Genomic DNA, 19527 nt, shown 5'->3' with positions numbered 1-19527 from the left:
CGAGGGCGCATGGGAACCAAATGGGGTCAACCGTTACCGGCCCATGCGCCTTTCCACTACGAGTACAAGAATGCCAATCATTCTCAGGGATCCTTCGGTTTCGTGCGCGGGACCATAGGAGTCTCGCCGGAGGGCGTCAACGGCTTTTCTGGACAAAGTGGCGCGGGTGACGCGCCTGTTGAAACATTCTTTCGCGGCACCTGTCGCGTTCCGGTCTCTGCACGGGCGGCGGCGCAGATTTCATGGCCCCCGCGACATTGCGGATCGCCCCCATATTACATTCATATGTTAATATGTTTCGTGGTCGAACGGACATGTGCGACCCGTCGAAACGCTATTGTGGAGAGATTCCATGCGTCATCTCGGATATGCGATTGCAGCATTCGCTGCGGGAGCCGGCGCCGCGGTCGCGGCAGAGGATCCCGCGGCGCTGCGCGAAGAGGCCATCGCGATTTTCGAACCGATCCCCGAAACCCCCGATCCTGCCCCGGACGCGGCACGGGTGGAACTGGGCAAGATGCTTTACTTCGAGCCTCGGCTCTCGGAGGGGCACAACATAAGCTGCAATACCTGCCACAACCTCGGGACCGGCGGCGCCGATCTGGCGCGGGTGTCGCTTGGCCACCGCTGGCAGGAAGGCGGGCGCAACAGCCCGACAGTCCTGAACTCGGTCTACAACCTGGCACAGTTCTGGGACGGCCGCGCCGCGGACCTGCAGGCGCAGGCCGGCGGGCCGATGGTGAACCCGGTCGAGATGGGCTCGACCCCGGAACATGTGGTCGAGCAGCTCAAGGGCATCCCGGGCTATGAAGCCTATTTCGCCGCCGCCTTCCCCGGTGACGATCCGCTGACCTTCGAAAACGCGACCAGTGCCATCGCCGCTTTCGAGGACACGCTGATCACGCCCGATGCGCCGTTCGACCTGTTCCTCAAGGGCGACGATACGGCGATGAACGCCGAGCAGATGGCGGGACTGAGAACCTTCATCGACAGCGGCTGCGTGGCCTGCCACAACGGCATCAACGTCGGCGGTGACAGCTATCAACCCTTCGGCGTGATGGCGGCGCCGGATGCCGCGGTGCTGCCGCCTGACGACAAGGGCCGGTTTGCCGTGACCCGGACCGAGGGCGACGAATATGTCTTCAAGGTTCCGACGCTGCGCAACATCGTCCTGACGCCGCCCTATTTCCATTCGGGGTCGGTCTGGGACCTGAACGATGCGGTGGCGATCATGGGAACGGCGCAGCTGGGCGAAGAGCTTGACGATGCCCAGGTCGGCCAGATCGTCGCCTTCCTTGGCGCCCTGACCGGACGGATGCCGCAGGTGATCTATCCGACCCTGCCTCCCAGCACGGCCGATACGCCGCGTCCGCAGCCCTAGGGCCTGACCGGCAAGGCCAGACCAGACCTGACAGGACCGACCGGTCCGGTCGAGTGCCCGATCCGGCACTGCCGCCGCCGCGTCCCCCGCGGCGGCGGAAACTCGTTGCGGGGCCGTTGGCAATCGTGTTTTCTGCGCCGGCTTTCCTGCACCGAGAGGATCACCTTTGAAGGACTGGATCACACCTGTGACGTTGCGGGGCTCGCGCGTCGTATTGGCGCCGCTTGCGCCGGCGCATGGCCCCGATCTGGAAACCGCCGTGGCCGACGGGGCGCTGCATCGGCTGTGGTACACCGCAGTGCCTGCCCCGGGGCAGGTCGCGGGCGAGATCGACAGCCGGCTTGCCCAGCAGGCGGCCGGCACCATGCTGCCCTTCGCGGTGCTGCGGCCCGACGATGGCGCCGCCATCGGCATGACCACCTACATGAACATAGACGCCCCGAACCGCCGGCTCGAGATCGGGTCGACCTGGTACGCAGCCTCGGTCCAGCGCAGCGGGCTGAACACCGAGGCGAAGCTCTTGCTGCTTGGCCATGCCTTCGAGGACCTTGACTGCATCGCGGTCGAATTCCGGACCCATGTGATGAACCGGCAGAGCCGGGCCGCGATCGAACGCCTGGGGGCAAGGCTCGACGGGATCCTGCGCGCCCACAAGATCCTGCCGAACGGCACGATCCGGGACACAGCGGTCTATTCGGTCACGGCCTCGGACTGGCCATCGGTCCGCGCGAACCTTTTGTCGCTGCTGGAGCGGGGCGGGCGGGGCGGCTGAGGTCGCGGGTCTGGAGAGTATGGAGGGGCGCACCGCTCCGGCTTTGCGCCTCCGGCGCCGAGGCAGCGGCCGGTCAATTCCCGCCCCGGCGCCGCACCCCGTTTGCCCGAATGCGACGCCCGTTGCGACGTTGGCGCTGTGCCGAGAATGGGGGAGGGCGGCGGCGTTCTGCGTCATTCCCGGCGGGATCTCGGTGGTCGGGGCGGGATCAGCGCAACGATCGTCCGGTGCCCTGCAGTACCCCGTGTTCCATCGCATAGCGGGTCAGCCCGGCGGTCGAACTGATGCCGAGCTTGCGACGGATGTTCTTGCGGTGGGTTTCGACCGTGCGCACCGAGATGTCGAGCGCCTGCGCCACCTCCTTGTTCGAGCGCCCCTGTGCCAGTTGCAGCAGAATCGTCTGTTCGCGGTTGGTCAGCGGTTCGCGCCCCGCCGGGCTTGCCGGGCGCAGCGCCGCGCGGGCGCCGGTGCAGAGGTATTGCTCGCCCGCCATCACCCGGTCGATCGCCTCCTTGATCCTTTCGGAGGCCACCTCCTTGAGGATATAGCCGCGGGCGCCGTGGTCGAGGGCGGTCGAGATGTATTCCGGGCTGTCGTGCATCGACAGGATCACCACCCGCAGATCGGCGTTCTTTTCGAGCATGATCTCGGTGGCGTGCAACCCGTTCATGCCCGGCATGTTCAGATCCATCAGCACCACATCGGGGGCAAGCGCGGCCACCCGCTCGACCGCCTCGCGCCCGTTCGAGAGCGTGCCCACCACCTCGATGTCGGGATAGCTTTCGAGGATCGCCTCGAGCCCTTCGGCGACCATCGGATGATCGTCGACCACCAGCACCCGGGTCGGTCTCATGCCAGCCGCCTTTCGGTGTCGCCGCCGTGCGGGGCCTCGGTTTCGGGCGGCAGCAGGTGGCTGAGCGGCACCTGCGCCTCGATCATCGTGCCGCTGCGCGAGGACTGGATGCGCAGGCTTCCGTCCAGCCGGTCGATCCGTTCCTGCATGTTGCGCAGCCCGAGGCCCTGTCCCCGGCCGGTGGCCGCGCGGGCCTCGGCCATGCCGCGGCCGTTGTCCTCGATCCGGAGCGTCGCGCCGGCGGGATGGCCGAAGACGCGCAGGCTGATCCGGCTGGCGCCGGCGTGGCGTTCGATATTGGTCAGCGCCTCCTGGGCGATGCGGTAGAGCGCGATCCGTGCCTCCTGGTCCAGCCGGTTGCGGAACACCACGGTCTCGAAGTCGACCGCGATGCCGGTGCGCTGCCCGAAATCCTCGACCAGCGCCTGCAGCGCCGGGCCAAGCCCGAGATCGTCGAGCACACCGGGCCGCAGGTCGCGGCTGATCCGGCGCACCTCGTGGATCGCCTGTCCCAGCGCATCGATCCCGGTATCGAGATTGGCCTCGGCGCGCGCATCGCCCGAACGCAGCCGCCGCCGTGCGAGTTCGAGCGCATAGCGGATGCCGACAAGGATCTGGCTGATCGAATCGTGCAGCTCGCGCGCCACCCGGCCGCGTTCTTCCTCCTGGGTGTCAAAGATGCGCTGGGTCAAGGCCTTCAGCTTGGCGTCGGCGCGACTGCGGTCGCGCAGGTTCATCGCAAGCCCCGACAGGAACACCGCCAGCAGCGCTGCCGCGGCGATCAGCGCGATCCACAGGAAAGTCTGGCGCACCCGTGCCTCGGTCTCGGCCCGGGCGGTGGCGACGGTGTCGAGCACATCGTCGATGAAGATCCCAGTACCAAGCGCCCATTGCCAGTCCTGAAGCCCGGCGACATAGGCGACCATCCGCGCCACGTCGCCGGTCGAGGGTTTGGGCCAGAGATAGCTGTGATAGCCGGCGCCGTTTCGGGCGATGGCAATCAACCGGTCGGTGACCGGCGTGCCTTCGGCGTCGGTCAGCCCCGACCAGTTGCGCCCGATCAGCCCGGTCTGGCGCGGCGCCACAAGGTTCGTGCCGTCATAGTCGAAGACAAAGAAATAGCCGTCCTGGCCATAGACCATGGCGGCAAGGGTCTGGATTACCCGTTCCTTGGCCGTGGCATCGTCGGGCGCGGCGCGGCCATAGTCGATCGAGATCGCGCTGCGCGCCAGCGAGAGATAATTCTGCAATTCGCGTTTCTTCGCCTCGATCAGCCGGGTTTCCAGATCGGCGATCTCGCGGTCGGCAAGCTGGCGCGACTGGAAGGCGAAAAGAACCGCGACCGCCGCCAGTGCCAGGATCAGCGGCACCGCGGCCAGAAGGAACACCCTCCGGTCACAGCCCGGGCTGAGGGCGGCGCGCAGGCGCGCAAGGCGGTGGAAAACGGTCAGCAGAGCTCCTCCCAGGCTGTGCGACGCGGCGGGCATTTTGGCCCCTCTGGCGCGCAGGTTATTCATGCGAACGTCCCGCTGGCAAGGCTTTGCCGCGGCGCCTGTCCCTGTGGCGGTCTGGCTGCCGGCGGCTGAAATCGCAGATTCCGTTGCGTCAGAAGCCAACTTTCTCGCGGCTTCTACGCAATTTCCGGTATTTTTCGACGGCCCTCGCGCAACTATGGTGACTTCCACTCAAAAAGGATCCGCCCTTCCAAAGGGTGGGCGCGCACGTTCCAGGGAGGGAAACATGGATCGCCGTTCATTTCTGAGGACCTCGGCGCTTGGCGGGTCGGCCGCCGCCGCGACCGCTCTTGCCACGCCGGCCCTTGCGCAGGGCAAACGCACGCTAACGCTGGTCACCACCTGGGGCCGGGGTCTGGCCGGGGTGCATGACAGCGCGCAGTATTGTGCCGACATGATCACCGCCGGGACCGATGGCCAGTTGACCGTCGAGATGAAAGCGGCGGGCGAGCTTGTCGGAGCCTTCGAGGTGTTCGATGCGGTCACCGCCGGACAGGCCGACATGTATCACGGCGTCGACTATTACTTCGTCGGTCAGCACCCGGGCTATCAGTTTTTCGGATCGCTGCCGTTCGGCATGACGGCGCTGGAGCTGAACACCTGGTACTATCACGACGGCGGCCGCGAGTTTCACGACGAGCTGGGCGAGATCTTTGGCCTGAAATCCTTCCTTGCCGGCAACACCGGCGCCCAGTCCGGCGGATGGTTCCGCAAGCCGATCAACGGACCCGAAGATTTCCAGGGGCTGAAGTTCCGCATGCCGGGGCAGGGCGGCGAGGTGCTGGGCAAGCTTGGCGTCTCGGTACAGAACCTGCCGGGTGCCGAGGTCTATCAGGCGCTTGCCTCGGGCGCGATCGACGGCACCGAATGGATCGGTCCCTGGGCCGACGAGAAAGCGGGATTCCAGGAGATCACCAAGATCTATTATACCGCAGGGTTCCACGAGCCGGGCCCGGGCCTGTCGCTTGCGATGAACCGCGAGGTCTGGGACAGCCTGACGCCGTCGCAGCAGGCGGTGATCGAACAGGTGGCCATCGCGTCGAACCTCTGGACCCTGACGCTGTTTCTCAAGAACAACGGTGCGGCGCTCGAACGGCTGAAGTCGGGCGGCGTACAGGTGATGGAGTTCTCCGACCCGGTCTGGGATGCCTTTGGCGCCGCCGCCAGCGAGGTCTTCCAGGAGAACATGAGCGACGAGCTCTACAAGCGGATCTTCGACAGCTATCAGGCGTCGCTGCGCTCGTCCTCGAGCTGGATCCAGCAATCCGAGGGTGTCTTTACCCGGCAGCGCAACCGCGTGCTCGGCTGAGCGCTGCGGGGTCGGGCGGCGGGCGGGCGGGGGAGGGACCGCCCGCCGCCCATCCCCGGCAGACGTTGCGACGCGACCGCAGGAGAGCCCGACCATGGAACCAGTCGAGGCAGGGGGCGGCACCATCCCCGGATGGGCCCTGGCCAACATCATCGAATCCTTCGTCAACGTCGTGCGCGCGCTGGCCCATCCCGCGCTGTGGCTGAACTGGAGCGATCCCGCGGCGATCATGCGCTTTGCCTATTACGGCGGGTCGGTGCAGTTCTTTTTCGTCGTCTTCACGCTGTTCCTGATCCTGACCGGGATCGGCCTTGCCTCGCGCCGCTTCATGTGGGGGATGGTGATCGGACTGGAAGCGCTCGCCAACACGTTGGGACGCGTCGTCGCCTGGGTCGGGCTCCTGATGGTGGTGCAGCAGATCGTCATCATCTTCGTGCAGCGGGTATTTGCCTCCGCGCAGATCTCCTTCGGCTTCGGCACCATGATCAGCCACGACGTGTCGTGGTGGTCTGAACAGCTCAAGCTTTACAACGCCATGATCGTCGCGCTCTGCGCCACCTGGACCTATGTTCAGGGCGGCCATGTGCGGGTCGATCTGGTCTATGCCGTGGTCCGTTACCGGACCCGCAAGATCATCGATATCGTCGGTGCGCTGGTCTTGATGATGCCGATGGCGACCCTGATCTGGATGTACGGCTGGTTCTTCATGTGGCGGCACCTGATAACGCCCAAGATCTCGGCCTCCGACAAGCTCGAACTGATGCTGAAGAAGGCGCGGATCGTGAAATGGAACGTCGAGACGATCGGGTTCAGCCCGAATGGCTTCGACGCCTATTTCCTGTTCAAGATCCTGCTCGTCGCCTTCGCGGGCCTCGTGTTCCTGCAGGCCATGGCGGTGGTCTGGCGATCATGGCTGGAACTGGTCGAGGGCGAGGCGGCCGAAGGCAGATACCTCGACAAGGACCGGCTGGGCGATCCGCAGTCCGAACGCGCGGCGGAAATTCACTAGAGGGCGAGCATGATTTTCGGACTGGACGGGGTCGAGATCGGCCTGATCATCGTCTTTCTCTGCCTCTTCGGGGCGATCCTGTCGGGCTTTCCGGTCGCCTTCGCCATCGGGGGCGCGGGCATCATCGCCTTTGGCGTCATTGCAGCGCTCGACGGATCGGGGCTGTTGATCCATCAGGCCGTCGACACCGGGTCCGAGGCGTACCGCGCGCTGACCGGGCAGGGGGTTCATCCCGACGCGATCTCGACCTTTCGATACCCCGACCTGCCGCGGCTGGCCGAGCCGCTGTTTCCCGGCGGCTGGGAACAGGCGATGGACCGCAACCTCAGCTTCATCGTCAACCGGATGAACGAGCGCGTGCTGGCGGGGCAGTCGATCGAGACCCTGCTGGCGGTGCTGATGTTCGTGATGATGGGCATCACGCTTGAACGTTCGAAGATTGCCAACGATCTGCTGACCACGATGGCGCGGGTCTTCGGGCCGATGCCCGGCGGCCTTGCGGTTTCCATCGTCGTTGTCGGCGCTTTCCTTGCCGCCTCGACCGGCATCGTCGGCGCCACCGTCGTTACCATGGGCCTGCTTGCGCTGCCGACCATGCTGCGCAACCGCTATTCGCCCGAGCTTGCGACCGGCGTCATCGCCGCCTCGGGGACGCTTGGCCAGATCATCCCGCCCTCGATCGTCATCGTGCTGCTCGGCACGCTTGCCGGCGACATCTATTCAACGGCACAGGAGGCGCGCGCCCAGCTTGCCGGTTGCAGCGATGCGCTGACCTATCTGGGCGAACCTGCGGTGGTGTCGGTCGGAACGCTGTTCCAGTCGGCGATGCTGCCCGGCATCCTGCTGGCGGTGCTCTATGCCGCCTATGCGCTTGGCTATGCGCTTTTGAACCCCGACAAGGCGCCGCCGGTCGAACTGGGTCACGGCGCGGGCGATCCCATCGGGCGGAGCCACGGATTGATCTGGTTTCTCGGGGTTCCGGCGGCGTTGATCTGCGGCGCGATCCTTCTGGGGCAGGTGCAGGTGATCGGTTCGCAGGACGTGACGGTCTCGAGCTTTTCCGAGGCCGGGAGCACCGCCAGCCTGCGCACCAATGTCAGCCCGCAATGCCAGGCCGCGATGATCGAACTGCACGGGCAGGCGGCCTGGGACCGCGCGGTTGCCGAACAGGACCAGATCAATGCCGCAGGCGGATCCGAACAGGCCCACCGCCTGACCGACGACCAGATGGACGCAGCGAGGATCGAAAAGATCGCCGGGGTCGCGCCGCTTTCAAGCGCCATCGTCACGGGCTTCCTGCTGCTCGCACTGGTGCTGAGCACGGCGCGCGGGGTCGCACCGAGGGACGATCCCGCGCCGCTGCTGGTCGGGGCCGCCGGGGTCGCGCTGGCACTTGTCGCCGACTGGCTCTGGATCGGGCCGCTGACCAGCCCCGGCACGACCGTCGCGATCCTTGCCCTGCCGCTGGCGCTGACGCTCTGGGGGTGCCGTGGGGCGGCCCGGATGCTGGGGAAGAACGAGCTGTTGCGGGTGGTCTTCCCGCCGCTCGTGCTGATCGTCGCGGTGCTCGGCTCGATTCTGGGCGGCATTACCAACCCGACGCCGGCTGCGGCACTTGGCGCCGGCGGCGCCCTGATGCTCGCCGCCTATCGCCGGCTGGCCGAGGAGGACGGCAAGGGCCAGATCGTCATCTGGGCGACCTTCTCGATCATCGTCATGCTGCTGGTCGGCGTGAACTTCGATCTGCGGATGAACCAGGACACTGTCGCGGTGGAGAACTGGATCGCCTTCGTGGTGGCCCAGGGCACCTACCTGTTTGCGATGTTCGGCATCGCCTATGCCTGCTGGGTATTGCTCGGCAAGGGCGTGCTGGGACCGGTTGTGCGCGAGACCGCCAAGGTCACCTCGATGGTCTTCACGATCCTCATCGGATCGCAGCTTCTGAACCTCGTCGTGATCTCGTTCGGCGGCGAGCACTATATCCAGAGCTTCCTGCGCAGCTATGACAGCGAACTGGCGGTCTTCCTGATCGTCATGCTGGTGCTGTTCATCCTGGGCTTCGTGCTCGATTTCCTCGAGATCATCTATATCGTCGTCCCGATTGTCGGCCCGGTGATCTATGGCGGCACCATGGATCCGAAATGGGTGACGATCATGATCGCGGTCAACCTTCAGACCAGCTTCCTGACGCCGCCCTTCGGCTTTGCCCTGTTCTATCTGCGCGGCGTCGCCCCGAAAGAGGTGACGACCGGCCACATCTATCGCGGCGTGCTGCCCTTCGTCCTGATCCAGATCGCGACGCTGGGGCTGCTGTGGCTGTTCCCGGGCGTGGTGACAATCGTGCCGGATCTGCTCGGTCCCTAGGCGCGGGCGTCGCCTAGCGGTCGACCGGCAGCCCGCTTGGCACCGTTTCGGGGATGCCCATCCGGCCCGACAGCGCCACGGGGTCGGTCAGGCTGGCCAGAAAGGCCATAAGGTCCGCGATCTCCGCCTCGCTCAGCACGACGGGCGGGGTGACGACGGCGGCGGCAAGCCGGGCGCGTTCCTCGGGGTTGTCCATTTCGGCCCAGTCTGGCTTGCTCTCCAGCGGCGGCAGCACCGGCTGGGCGCGGTCGTAACCGGCCAGTCCCGCCACCGGGTCGGCGTGGAACCGCAGGAAAGCCGTCAGGTCCCGGTGCGAGCCGTCGTGGCCATAGGGGGCGGTCGCGATCACGTTGCGCAGCGATGGCGTGCGGAAGGCCGCGAAATCCTCGGCCCGGCCGGTCACGCGAAACCGTCCCTCGTCGCGCGAATGGCTTTCGAACCGCTCGGCCTTGCCGGGGCCAAGTTGCGGCACCCCCATGGCGTGAAATCCGTGATCGGTCTGAAACGGCCCGGAATGGCAGTTGCTGCAGCCCGCCGGACCATAGAACAATGCCATCCCGCGGGCCGCAGCCCCGGTCAGCGGCGCCTCGCCCCGCAGGTGGCTATCAAAGGGGCTGTCGTCCGAGCGCCATTCGACCGCCATGAATTCGGCGATGGCGTTCGAGATGTCGGTAAAGGCAATCGGCCGCCCGGCCGCAACCTCGGGAAGGGCTGCCTCGAACCCCTGCCGATAGGCCGGGATCGCTGCCACCCGGGCCGCGATCAGATCCCAGGCGCCGCCCGGCCCGGTCAGTTGCCCCGAGCGCACGGCCTTCGAGACGTCGTTCTCGCCATAGTGCCCGGCCATCTCGTCAGGCGCCAGCACCGGGAACATGGTCTGGGCCGACAGCACGCCCGAGAACCCCTGCACCATCTCGTCGTCGAGCGGTGTCCTCAGGCCGTTCGGCTTGGCCGGATCGGCCTCGATCCGGCCGTCGTGAAACAGCGTGGTAAAGGCCGTTGCACCAAGGTTGAACAGCGCCGGCGCATTGCGCGGGATCCGCTGTTCGGGCAGGTCGGCCGGGTCGCCACGGCGCTCGGGGCCAAGCCCGATGCCGCCTTCGCCCATCGACAGCGATACCCCGTCCGAGGTGCCAAAGCGCGGATGGTGGCACGTGGCGCAGGCGATGTTGCGGTTGCCCGACAGGACCGGATCCCAGAACAGCAGCCGCCCCAGTGCGACCATGGCCGGATCGGTGGCCATATAGTCGGCATCGGTGACCGGCGCGGGCAGATCGGGAACGGGCCGGTCGGCAGCGGGCAGGGGAACTGCGGCCGCAAACAGCGCCAAGGTGGCAGGAACGAGGATAAGAAGGCGAATCCGCTTTGTCATGTGCCAGAGCCTACGCGCCGAAACGGCGGTTTGACCAGCGGGTGGTCCCGCGACGCAGCATGGCAGGGTGGTTGGAGCGGGTGAAGGGAATTGAACCCTCGTATGCAGCTTGGGAAACATACGTTCTCAGCCAAAAACCGTCTGCATCATCAAGCGGTTAGATCAGACGCTCCGCGTGTTTTGTAGGCGTTTTGTAGGCGTTTTGTAGGCAGCGCGTGCCACCTACAAAAATTTGGAGCGGGTGAAGGGAATCGAACCCTCGTCACTTGCTTGGGAAGCAAATGCTCTACCATTGAGCTACACCCGCAACGTCGATCTGAATACCGTTTCAGTGTGGCGGCTTCAAGCACAAAGCGCCTTCATGCCAGCGACCGGAGACACTATTCTTTCCGCATGACCGATCACGTCACGCCCGACCGTCGATCCTTCATCATGTCGAAGGTCGGTCAGAAAGACACCAAACCCGAGTTGATCCTGCGGCGTGCCTTGCACGCGCAGGGCTATCGGTATCGACTTCATCGGCGCGACCTGCCCGGATCGCCTGACCTGGTTTTTCCCGCACGGCGCAAGGCGATCTTCGTTCACGGCTGCTTCTGGCATGGGCACGGGTGTCGGTGGGGCAAGGCCCCCAAGTCACGAGCAGAATACTGGTTGCCGAAGATCGAGGCGAACAAGGCCCGAGACAACCGAGTATTAACCCTGCTCGGCGACAAAGGCTGGCAGGCGATGGTGGTCTGGCAGTGTGAGCTACGCGACCTTTCTTCCACAGTCGAGCGCGTCGCCGCGTTCCTCGACGCCTAGATTTCGGTGGGCAAATCGCGTCGCCCACGATACGTTGCGCAAAACGCATCAACGGAGGGGCAGGATGAAGCGGCCTATCGGAATCGACCTATTCGCGGGCGCAGGCGGGATGAGCCTCGGCTTCGAGCAGGCTGGATTCGATGTCGTTGCCGCTGTCGAGATCGACCCTGTTCATGCTGCGATCCACAAGTTCAACTTCCCAGACTGCGCGGTTATCGCTCGTTCCGTCACCGACCTGACGGGCGACGAGATTCGTTCGCTTGCAGGCATCGGCGACCGTGACGTTGACGTGGTGTTCGGCGGCGCACCTTGCCAAGGGTTTTCGATGATCGGGCAGCGTGCCCTCGACGATCCTCGCAACTCGCTCGTGCTCGACTTCGTGCGGATCGTCGATCAGTTGAAGGCGAAGACCTTTGTTTTCGAGAATGTGAAGGGGCTGACAGTCGGGAAGCACCGGAAGTTCCTCGTCGAACTCATCGAGGCATTCGAGGCGCGCGGCTATCGCGTGCGGCGCGAGTGGAAGGTCTTGAACGCCGCAGATCACGGTGTGCCGCAGGACCGTAAGAGGTTCATCCTACTCGGCGCGCGCGGCGACACACCTATTCCCGAATACCCCGCGCAGACGACGCACGCGGCAGGAACGACCAACTGCGGCAGTCCTAGTGGCCCGACCTGTTGCGATGCACTTGGCGATCTGCCTGACGCCGAGGCCTTCGACGCCTTGCTTGCGACGGATGAGGTGTCTGTCGAGGCCCTTGGGGAACCAAGCGACTACGCTAAGGAACTGCGCTGCATCGGGAATGACGCATGGCACTTCGGCCACCCTCGGCTCTGGAACCCTGCGCTGTTGACTTCCAGCTTGCGCACCGACCACACCGAAATCTCTCGACGCCGCTTTGCCTCGACTGAACCCGGCAAAGTCGAACCGATCTCGCGTTTCTTCAAACTGCCACCCAATGGCGTCTCGAACACCCTCCGCGCGGGCACCGATGCTGCGCGAGGCGCGTTCACTAGCCCGCGGCCGATCCATTACGCATTTGCCCGCTGTGTCACGGTGCGCGAAATGGCACGCCTCCACGGTTTCCCCGACTGGTTCCGCTTCCACGAGACCAAATGGCATGGGGCGCGGCAAATCGGTAACGCGGTTCCTCCGCCGCTTGCCCGAGCAATCGCTGGGAAGGTCATCGAGGCTTTGGGCGTAAAACCGACGCGACCGAGTGTAGCCGTCGCTCTGGGCGACGATGCGCTGCTGCGCATGGACATGTCGCAAGCCGCCGCCTTCTGGTCGATTGAAAACCCCATCGGGCGGCGGGATCGCAAGAGTGGCGCGACGAAGCGGAAGCAACACGAAATCGAGGCTTCGCTTTAGCGGAAAGTGAAACGCCGCACCTTGACGATTTCGATCTCGTCAATGTCGGTGTGGGGGCTGAACTCGACGATCCAGACGGTGTTGAGATCATCGCGCCAAAGGCCGAGACTGCGAACAGCGAGGCCGGGGATCGGCGCCTTCTGAACCCCATAGGTGTTCAGGTTCAACGCCTGCGACCATGACAAATGATCCTGCCCGCCCTTGCCCGAGATCGGGACAATGGTCTCCTGCGTGCCGTCGATACCCGCCTGAACTTCGTCAATCTCGATCTGCCCGTAGCTGACAGTTGTGCGATGGTGGCCTTGGATGGCCATCGACTGGAAGCCGAGGAAGGTGGAAATCAGGTGAGCGTTGCGAACCCGCGTGAACACCGCCTGCTCGTCCTGCCCGAGCAGCGCAGAGATAAACTTGGGCGTCTGATCGACCACAGGCTCAAGTGCAGGATCGACACCGAGGGCGTCAAAGTCGATCACATTTTTCCGACGCGTGCGCCGCAAGACGTACTTTCCTTTGCCGTTCTGCAACCAAGTCATCGGTCCCGCTTGCTCCATTTCGGTCGGCAAATTCCGGCGGGCGTCGTAGGTATACTTGATGTCAGGCACGTTCGCGACCTCGCGGTCAATGACGCCATCAGCCACCGCCTGCCGCATCGCCTGCCGGACAGTCTCCTGATCGAAAAGCATTTCATTGGGGAGCGTGGCGGCGCTGTATCCCTTGGTCAGGTGCCGAAACAGGTAAACCGCAATGCGGTCGTATTTCGGAATGGTCATCAGTTCTTCGTTGGTCATCTGGGTCAGCATGAGAAGCTCCTTCTTCTGTCCCCACCAGATAGGCACTTCTGTTCACGAGTCAAGTCACGATAGAACTAACGACCGAATATTTCGGTTGCATCGCTTCTACGGAAGGTCCGAACGTCATGTCACGGGCCATCTGCGGCCCCAGCAACGGAGCAACTGACATGACCATCTCGAAAGCAGACCTCATCGCCGCCGTCCGCGAGTACGCAGTCGCCAACTATGACAAGGACGGCTTCGACTTCCTCGTCGAGTGCTGGACGGACGATGACATTGCGAACGCCATCACGGGCGCGAAGTCGAAGACGGCGGCAATTGCTGCTGCTCGCAAGGCCGTCAAGGTGCTTGCTGACGCGCGGCAGGACGCCCGCGCCGCTGGCGGTGTTGACATGCCGAAGATCAGAAAAGTTCGCGCCTTAGCAGACCGCGTTCTCGTCGAGCCGACAACCGATCTGTCGAATGTCCGCCCGATCCGGGAAGGCACGAAGCGGCACGCGATGGTTCAGGCCCTTCTGAACGGCTGCACGTTGGATCAACTCGCGACGGCCACGGGCTGGAAACGCGACGTGGCTTCGGCTGCGATCTACACCGACCTCAAGGCCGCTGGCCTCGGCGTGCGACGTGAGAATGGCGTACTGCACCTGATGCTGCCGAAGGGGTCGAACGTCGTGCCTTTGCGCGCGGCGGCGAAGCCCGCTGGTTGAGATCGCGAACTTAGAATATGAAAGGGGCGGCTCGATGGCCGCCCCTTCGCGTGACATTTTTTTGATGCCGTCAGAGGTCGGGCGCGGTCCACCACCGACCTTCCATGAAAATGTAGGTGCGACCGAGATAGGTCAGCCGAACGTGGCAGCTGCGGTCGAGGCCCCGGCTGATGATGCGCAGCCTGTTGCGAACGCTGGGGCTCATGCCGAGACCTCCTTGCCGACGCTGAAACGAGTGCCACATTCCGTCAGGAAGTCGCGCAGCGTCTCGATTTCCCTCCAAGTTTCGTCGTAAGACTTCTTCATGTTGTCCTTGCTCCTTGTGTTCAGTGGACAAAGAGAAAGTCTCACGACGCGAAAAGCCTCGCCATCAGAGGGTGTTGCTTAACATTCGAGAACGTTGCCGCCCGCACGAGGCGCAGCAGTGCGTCAGCGAAGGCGGTTCCGCCGTTTGCCCTGCGATGATACCCGCCGACACCACAACGCCCGCGCTACACCGGTTTCGCTGCGGCGCTCACCAATAGCCGCGCAGCGGCGTCTCGCCGATATGCGCGCCGACGCTTCGATGATCGGACAGCCAGTAGGCCATCGCGGTTGCCATGGCGATGTCCGCGTGCCCAGCGTCCGTGCCGCCTTCGATGCGAACGCGCCCCGACGTGCCCACGGTCATCTCGAAGGACTCGAGTTCGGTCTGCAACTCACGCCGCATCGGAAAATTGCCGATTTGCAATTCGCTCGTGTGGAGGGCCGAGTTGAGCGAACCGATCAAGAAGTTCTTGCCGACGTTGTTGAAGCGGATGTCGCGCTCGCGGGTCTCATTCTCGTTTTCGCCGCCGACGATCTGCATCCGCGTGTGCATCACGGCCTTCGTGTTCAGCAGATCGCAGAACGCGCGATCCGGCCCGCCCGCGTCCACCACGAGATAGGCACGGTCGGTCAGCATCTTGTCCATCATCAGGTTGCGCACCACAACGGCAAGTTCCGTGTAGGCCATGAGCGGGATGCGCTCGGCGCGGACGACGACACGGCGACGCGGCCCGAGTTCTTGCGCATACTTTGTCCACTGCGGCACGCGCTCGTCGAGTATGATCGAAAAGGCGTTCTGGTCGCGTGACTGCGCAATGTCGAGACCGACGAGGTAACGGCGATAGCCGGGGACGACGGTCACGGCGGGGTCAGAACAGGGCAAGACAAGCCGCTCACCGATTTGCGTGAGTTCCTGCATAGAAGTCTCCAAGGATCAGTTCAGGGGTGTCGGTGAAGGCATTGGTGATGGTGTCAGTGTCGAAAAAGGGTGTGCCGCCGCCCATCCACCGCAGTTCATGCTCGACCGCGAATTGCATCGGCGGCATGAAGCGGCGGTCGAAGGCGATCTTCTCGGCCATGCGCGGCAAATCTGTTGAGCGAGCCGTAATCTTCTCAACGTCGTCGTTTTCGGTCCAGAGCTTGTGGGCGAAGCCGCCCTTCCGCCCCGGCGTCGTGATAAGGAGGATGCGACCTCCATCTTCGCGAATGGGCAGCGTCGCGTCGAAAACCTCATCCGCGATGAACGCGCCTTCCTCGTAGATCAAAATGCCGCCGTCCTTGACGCCATAGCCACGAGCCGATGCCCCGTCTTGTCCCGCAGGAACGCAGACGATGGTCGAGCCGTTCTCTAGGTCCATGACTTGCTGCGTCAGGCGCGTTTTCTGGATGGGTAAGTTCATGGCCTCCCAAGCTTGCAGGCATTTCTTGAACAGCAACTGCGACTGATTGAGGGTATAGGAGAGGATCAGAACGGTTTGGTTAGGTGCCGCAACGGTTTGTGCCGCAAGAATGGCTGTCGTCTGCGACTTGCCGATACGACGGGAGGCCAGCACCATCGCGAAGGGCGACGTGTTCGTGAGCATTTGATGCTGCCACGGATCGCAGGCCGAGCCGACGACACGCTCGAACAGCGCGGTCGGATCGACGCGTTCCTCAAGGGTGCGAAGGAACAGGCCGAGTTCATTCAAGCCGCAACCTCCGCTCACGCGTGAGGGCGCGGAAGGTGTCGAATGCCTCGGGGTGTTCGGCGAAGGTCGCGTAGAGCACTTCCTGCAACTTGGACCATTCGGGGCTTTCGTTGATCGAAAGCACGATGGTCGTTTTCTCCTTCAAGGCGGTGTAGGACTTGAGCAGGCGTTCGAGGGATTGCCCTTGGTCGCGCAACAGCATCGCGAGGATGCCTTCGTTGCCGTCGAGGTCGCGGTTCGCGCGGATTTCCTTGTAGAGCTTCTTCTGCTCGTCGATGATCGACCGAAGGCCGTGCTGCACTTCGTCCTGTCCCGCGTTGATCTGCGCATCGAGCTTGTTCGCCTCGGCCTGCTGCGACTCCGCGAGAACGACCTTGCGAACCTCGTCGGTCAGGAAACGCTTCTTGAACCGCTGAACCGTCTCGTAATCGACGCCCGTGCGCTTCGCGATGTCTGCACCTGAACGGCGGCCAAGGACGAGATCGACGACGATCTCGCCTACGTCGGGACGGTTCCGAAGAACGCCCCGACGCCCGGTGCCCGTCTCTTTCGGCAGAACTGACAGGACACGGTGCATGTTCATGCGGCTTGCCCCCGCCTGTGCAGAAACTCACCGAGAACGTGAATGAATGCCCCTTTCCGCAGCAGTTTCGCGACCCAGAGCGTCGCGTCGCGATAGGCGAAATGATCGCCGAGACGGTTCGAGATGTCGGGGTCAGTGTCGCCGCCGACGCAATCGAGGATGATGCAGGTCAGCACGCCGACGCGCAGGCGCGTCTTGTCGTCCATCGGTTCACCATCGACGAAAAGACCCCCGTATTCGTCGATCCGAATGCGATCCCGCGTCATGGTTGGGTCCGTGTGGTGAAACAGGAAGTAGGAGGCGAGCAATCGCGCGAGATGACTTTCATTCATCGTCGGTGATCTCCAGCCGCGTGCCCGCTTTCTCGGCCGCCGCTTTCGCTTCGCGATAGATTTTCGGGTCGCGCGCCTGCGTGCGCGTCAGGCGCACCGTGTCGGCTGCTTTGAAGAAACGGTCGAGACCAGCGTTTTCGGCTGCGCGCTTGCGGTCGTTCTCGTCGAGGGCCGCGAGCAGTTTCGTCGTCGCGGCCAGCGCGTCGTCCTTCTCGGCTGCTGCGCGCTTCGTGTCCTTGATCTCGTCGAGCATCCGCGTCGCCGACTCTTTCAGCCCGCGCGTGCTTTCCTCGATCTGCTTCGCGATGGAGTCTTTCAGGGCATCGAGCAGGCGCGGCGCTGCCTTTTCGATGAACTGCTCCATCAGCTTGTCGTTCTGTTCGCTCATTCGTCATCTCCACGTTCAAAAGAAAAGAGGCAGGCCCGAAGACCTGCCTCCCCCTGAACGTGAGAGATGCCGGGCTCCCTGCCTTGCACCGTCATTATGCGGGACACAGGGGGCAGAATACGATTGCAGTATCAGACAGTTACTTCGATTCCGTCATAGGCCGCCCAGTCTTCGGGAGCGAGCGGAGGGCACAACCAAGGCTTTGCCGCCTTCCTCGACTCCTTGATGCGGGCCGTCTTCGGCGCAACGGGAGCAGCAGGGGCGGCAGGCGGCGCGACGGTCGTTGGTGTCGCCCGTCTCAGGCGTTCGGCCTGTGCCGCTGCCTCCCGGTCCTTTTGTTCCGCCCACAATGCACGCGCTTTTTCGAGGCCGTTCCCGCGCACGTCGCCCATGTAGGGCAGTTCTGCCCCTTCAAGTATCGCGATGATCGAGAGGCGCACGGCATCGGGGTCTCGGTCGATGATCGTGCAAATGTGCTGACGGCTGCGCGCCCAACCGCCTGTCGCATCGGTGAAGAAGGCGAGGGCTTCGCGTCGGATCAAATCACCCTCTTGGGGGTTTGACGACGACGGCGTGCCGATGAACAAATCGACCAAGCTCTGACGCATCACGGCGAGAAACAGGTGTTGCTCTGGCGTCATGCCGTTCGCTCCGCGTCACGCCACGGGGCGAATGATAGGCGCAGACAGATCGCCGCCTTCCTCGTCGATCATGTCTTTCTCGTCCTCCCACGGGCGGTCTGCCCGCGCGATCTCGCCGCGCTGGAGGTTTTCGTAGAGGGTCGCACGGGAGATCATGCCGCCTTGCCACAGTTTCAACTGCGCCTCGACCATCTTCGGTTCCATCGCGATCTCGATGAAGTCGCGCGAGAACGAAACGGACACGTCGTCCGGCGATGCCGCAAGCCACTCAGCAGCGAGGCGCAGCAGGCGGGTAAGCGCCGCCTCCACCATGACGACCGTCGAGTGCAGCAACGACAGCTCTGACCGCGTGCGCTGCGTCGCTGTGTCGATGGTCTCGTTGCGGTTCATGTTGACCGACAACATCCGCGCGCCGAGCGTCGCCATCATGTCGATTTTCTCCTGCATCAACTCCTTCATGGAGGCGACGCCCGCGCCTGTGTATTCGAGCATACCGACCTGCGTGCCTTCGGGCAGGTTCCACACCGTGCCCGAACCGATTGCCTTCGGCACGCGGTCAATCGGCACGCTGCCCGCGATCCACGGCGTCGGCGATCCGCTCAGAAAGATTGCGTGCTCGCGGTCGCAGGAATTCTTGAAGTGCGAGATGGCGAGGTTGCACAGATCGAGCAGCGGCGGTTTCACGTCCGAGGGCCGCAAGCTTTCGTGGCTGACCATCAGGAAGGGAATGTAGTTCAGCGCCTTCCCGTTGATCGTCGGAATGATCTCGTCGCCAATGTCCACGCGGCGCTCGGGCTGACCTTCACGGATGAAGCGGCGAATCTTGTAGATCGTGTCTTCAAGGACGAGTTCAACGAAAACGTCGGCACCGTCGAAGTCCTCGTCTGACACGAGCACGACGCGGGTCAGTTCCTTCTGACCATTGACATACTGCGTGTCCCAATCCGCAATCGTCTCGGCAGTCCATGTCACGAAGTGCGGCGTCGTGATAGCCGTTGTGCCTGCGCGCGGGAAGTCGAGCATCAGCCCAAAACGCCCCATCGACGTGACTTCGCGCACCATGTCTTCGATGAGCACCTGCAACGGCGCTTTGTCGTTGGTCGCGCGCAGCCGCATCGGTTCGAGGCGCGAAGGCAGGCGAATGACGGGATCCTTGCGCAGCGCGAGGCCGACGAGGGCGCGAAGGGTCATCTCGGGCGCGCCGTAGAACGACCCACGGTCGATGTAATGCTGATAGTTGGTGGACGACATGCCGTCAGGCTTCGGGGTGTAGAGTTCCCCTTGATCCTTGATTTGCCGCTCGCCTTCGAGACAGTCGCGGATCAGGTAGTAGTCCTGCATACGGCG

General features: G+C 63.9%; 20 protein-coding genes and 1 tRNA gene. 8 read left to right on the top strand and 13 right to left on the bottom strand.

What is annotated here, in order from left to right:
- Nucleotides 1-352: 352 nt before the first annotated feature.
- Together DQG17_RS06085 and DQG17_RS06080 are read left to right on the top strand one after the other, a co-directional pair.
- Entirely contained in the window at nucleotides 353-1381 is a 1029-nt protein-coding gene (locus tag DQG17_RS06085) for a cytochrome-c peroxidase (RefSeq protein ID WP_116131831.1), read from the top strand.
- Between the two features lie 166 nt (nucleotides 1382-1547).
- On the top strand, nucleotides 1548-2153 hold the full coding sequence (locus tag DQG17_RS06080) for a GNAT family N-acetyltransferase (protein ID WP_116131830.1): 606 nt from the start codon (nucleotides 1548-1550) through the stop codon (nucleotides 2151-2153).
- 208 nt (nucleotides 2154-2361) lie between these two features.
- Here the strand turns inward: DQG17_RS06080 and DQG17_RS06075 are convergent, their stop codons facing one another.
- Nucleotides 2362-3006, bottom strand: coding sequence for a response regulator transcription factor (locus DQG17_RS06075; RefSeq protein WP_116131829.1), 645 nt, complete (start codon nucleotides 3004-3006; stop codon nucleotides 2362-2364).
- Nucleotides 3003-4493 (bottom strand): cache domain-containing protein, encoded by a 1491-nt coding sequence (locus tag DQG17_RS06070; RefSeq protein ID WP_116131828.1) that lies wholly within the window; start codon nucleotides 4491-4493, stop codon nucleotides 3003-3005. Before DQG17_RS06070 ends, DQG17_RS06075 begins: the two co-directional genes overlap by 4 nt.
- Nucleotides 4494-4746: 253 nt before the next feature.
- Between DQG17_RS06070 and DQG17_RS06065 the strand changes: the two genes are divergently transcribed.
- From DQG17_RS06065 to DQG17_RS06055, 3 genes are all read left to right on the top strand, one after another.
- Entirely contained in the window at nucleotides 4747-5829 is a 1083-nt protein-coding gene (locus DQG17_RS06065; RefSeq protein ID WP_116131827.1) for a TRAP transporter substrate-binding protein, read from the top strand.
- A 94-nt stretch (nucleotides 5830-5923) separates the two neighbouring features.
- A complete protein-coding gene (locus tag DQG17_RS06060) occupies nucleotides 5924-6838 on the top strand; it encodes a TRAP transporter small permease subunit (protein WP_116131826.1) in 915 nt (304 codons plus the stop codon).
- A 9-nt stretch (nucleotides 6839-6847) separates the two neighbouring features.
- A complete protein-coding gene (locus DQG17_RS06055; protein WP_116131825.1) occupies nucleotides 6848-9202 on the top strand; it encodes a TRAP transporter large permease subunit in 2355 nt (784 codons plus the stop codon).
- Nucleotides 9203-9215: 13 nt separating this feature from the next.
- Here DQG17_RS06055 and DQG17_RS06050 read toward each other — a convergent pair whose 3' ends face one another.
- Nucleotides 9216-10574 carry a cytochrome c peroxidase gene (locus DQG17_RS06050; protein WP_116131824.1) on the bottom strand — a complete coding sequence of 453 codons (1359 nt, stop codon included), beginning with the start codon at nucleotides 10572-10574 and terminating at the stop codon, nucleotides 9216-9218.
- Between the two features lie 233 nt (nucleotides 10575-10807).
- A tRNA-Gly gene (locus DQG17_RS06045) sits at nucleotides 10808-10881 on the bottom strand.
- A gap of 86 nt (nucleotides 10882-10967) precedes the next feature.
- On the opposite strand from DQG17_RS06045, the gene DQG17_RS06040 reads away from it, so the two are divergent.
- Nucleotides 10968-11375, top strand: a complete 408-nt coding sequence (locus DQG17_RS06040) for a very short patch repair endonuclease (protein WP_116131823.1) — start codon at nucleotides 10968-10970, stop codon at nucleotides 11373-11375.
- Nucleotides 11376-11439: 64 nt separating this feature from the next.
- Nucleotides 11440-12744 carry a DNA cytosine methyltransferase gene (locus tag DQG17_RS06035; RefSeq protein WP_116131822.1) on the top strand — a complete coding sequence of 435 codons (1305 nt, stop codon included), beginning with the start codon at nucleotides 11440-11442 and terminating at the stop codon, nucleotides 12742-12744.
- Here DQG17_RS06035 and DQG17_RS06030 read toward each other — a convergent pair.
- Entirely contained in the window at nucleotides 12741-13544 is an 804-nt protein-coding gene (locus tag DQG17_RS06030; RefSeq protein WP_116131821.1) for a hypothetical protein, read from the bottom strand. The two genes, DQG17_RS06035 and DQG17_RS06030, sit on opposite strands and share 4 nt — an antisense overlap.
- A gap of 158 nt (nucleotides 13545-13702) precedes the next feature.
- Here DQG17_RS06030 and DQG17_RS06025 point away from each other — a divergent pair, with 158 nt between their 5' ends.
- Nucleotides 13703-14242, top strand: coding sequence for a hypothetical protein (locus DQG17_RS06025; protein ID WP_116131820.1), 540 nt, complete (start codon nucleotides 13703-13705; stop codon nucleotides 14240-14242).
- 70 nt (nucleotides 14243-14312) lie between these two features.
- Here the strand turns inward: DQG17_RS06025 and DQG17_RS22065 are convergent, their stop codons facing one another.
- The 8 genes from DQG17_RS22065 to DQG17_RS05990 all read right to left on the bottom strand — a co-directional run bounded on the left by DQG17_RS22065 (nucleotide 14313) and on the right by DQG17_RS05990 (nucleotide 19521).
- Nucleotides 14313-14447, bottom strand: a complete 135-nt coding sequence (locus DQG17_RS22065; protein ID WP_255415637.1) for a hypothetical protein — start codon at nucleotides 14445-14447, stop codon at nucleotides 14313-14315.
- Nucleotides 14448-14756: 309 nt separating this feature from the next.
- Nucleotides 14757-15467: a hypothetical protein gene (locus DQG17_RS06020; RefSeq protein ID WP_116131819.1), complete on the bottom strand. Its 711-nt coding sequence runs from the start codon at nucleotides 15465-15467 to the stop codon at nucleotides 14757-14759.
- Nucleotides 15442-16236 (bottom strand): terminase large subunit domain-containing protein, encoded by a 795-nt coding sequence (locus tag DQG17_RS06015; protein WP_116131818.1) that lies wholly within the window; start codon nucleotides 16234-16236, stop codon nucleotides 15442-15444. Before DQG17_RS06015 ends, DQG17_RS06020 begins: the two co-directional genes overlap by 26 nt.
- Nucleotides 16229-16813, bottom strand: coding sequence for a hypothetical protein (locus tag DQG17_RS06010; protein WP_157973539.1), 585 nt, complete (start codon nucleotides 16811-16813; stop codon nucleotides 16229-16231). The genes DQG17_RS06015 and DQG17_RS06010 overlap by 8 nt, the downstream gene beginning before the upstream one ends.
- A gap of 2 nt (nucleotides 16814-16815) precedes the next feature.
- Entirely contained in the window at nucleotides 16816-17151 is a 336-nt protein-coding gene (locus DQG17_RS06005; protein ID WP_157973538.1) for a hypothetical protein, read from the bottom strand.
- On the bottom strand, nucleotides 17144-17539 hold the full coding sequence (locus DQG17_RS06000) for a hypothetical protein (protein ID WP_116131815.1): 396 nt from the start codon (nucleotides 17537-17539) through the stop codon (nucleotides 17144-17146). Before DQG17_RS06000 ends, DQG17_RS06005 begins: the two co-directional genes overlap by 8 nt.
- A gap of 131 nt (nucleotides 17540-17670) precedes the next feature.
- A complete protein-coding gene (locus tag DQG17_RS05995) occupies nucleotides 17671-18180 on the bottom strand; it encodes a hypothetical protein (protein ID WP_116131814.1) in 510 nt (169 codons plus the stop codon).
- 15 nt (nucleotides 18181-18195) lie between these two features.
- On the bottom strand, nucleotides 18196-19521 hold the full coding sequence (locus DQG17_RS05990; RefSeq protein ID WP_232829339.1) for a DUF4055 domain-containing protein: 1326 nt from the start codon (nucleotides 19519-19521) through the stop codon (nucleotides 18196-18198).
- Nucleotides 19522-19527 lie beyond the last annotated feature (6 nt).

The sequence above is a fragment of the Tropicimonas sp. IMCC34043 genome (genome assembly GCF_003390845.1).
Classification (GTDB): Bacteria; Pseudomonadota; Alphaproteobacteria; order Rhodobacterales; family Rhodobacteraceae; genus Tropicimonas.
Note: the sequence above shows the minus strand (reverse complement) of the source record. Positions and strands in the feature narration are given on the sequence as shown.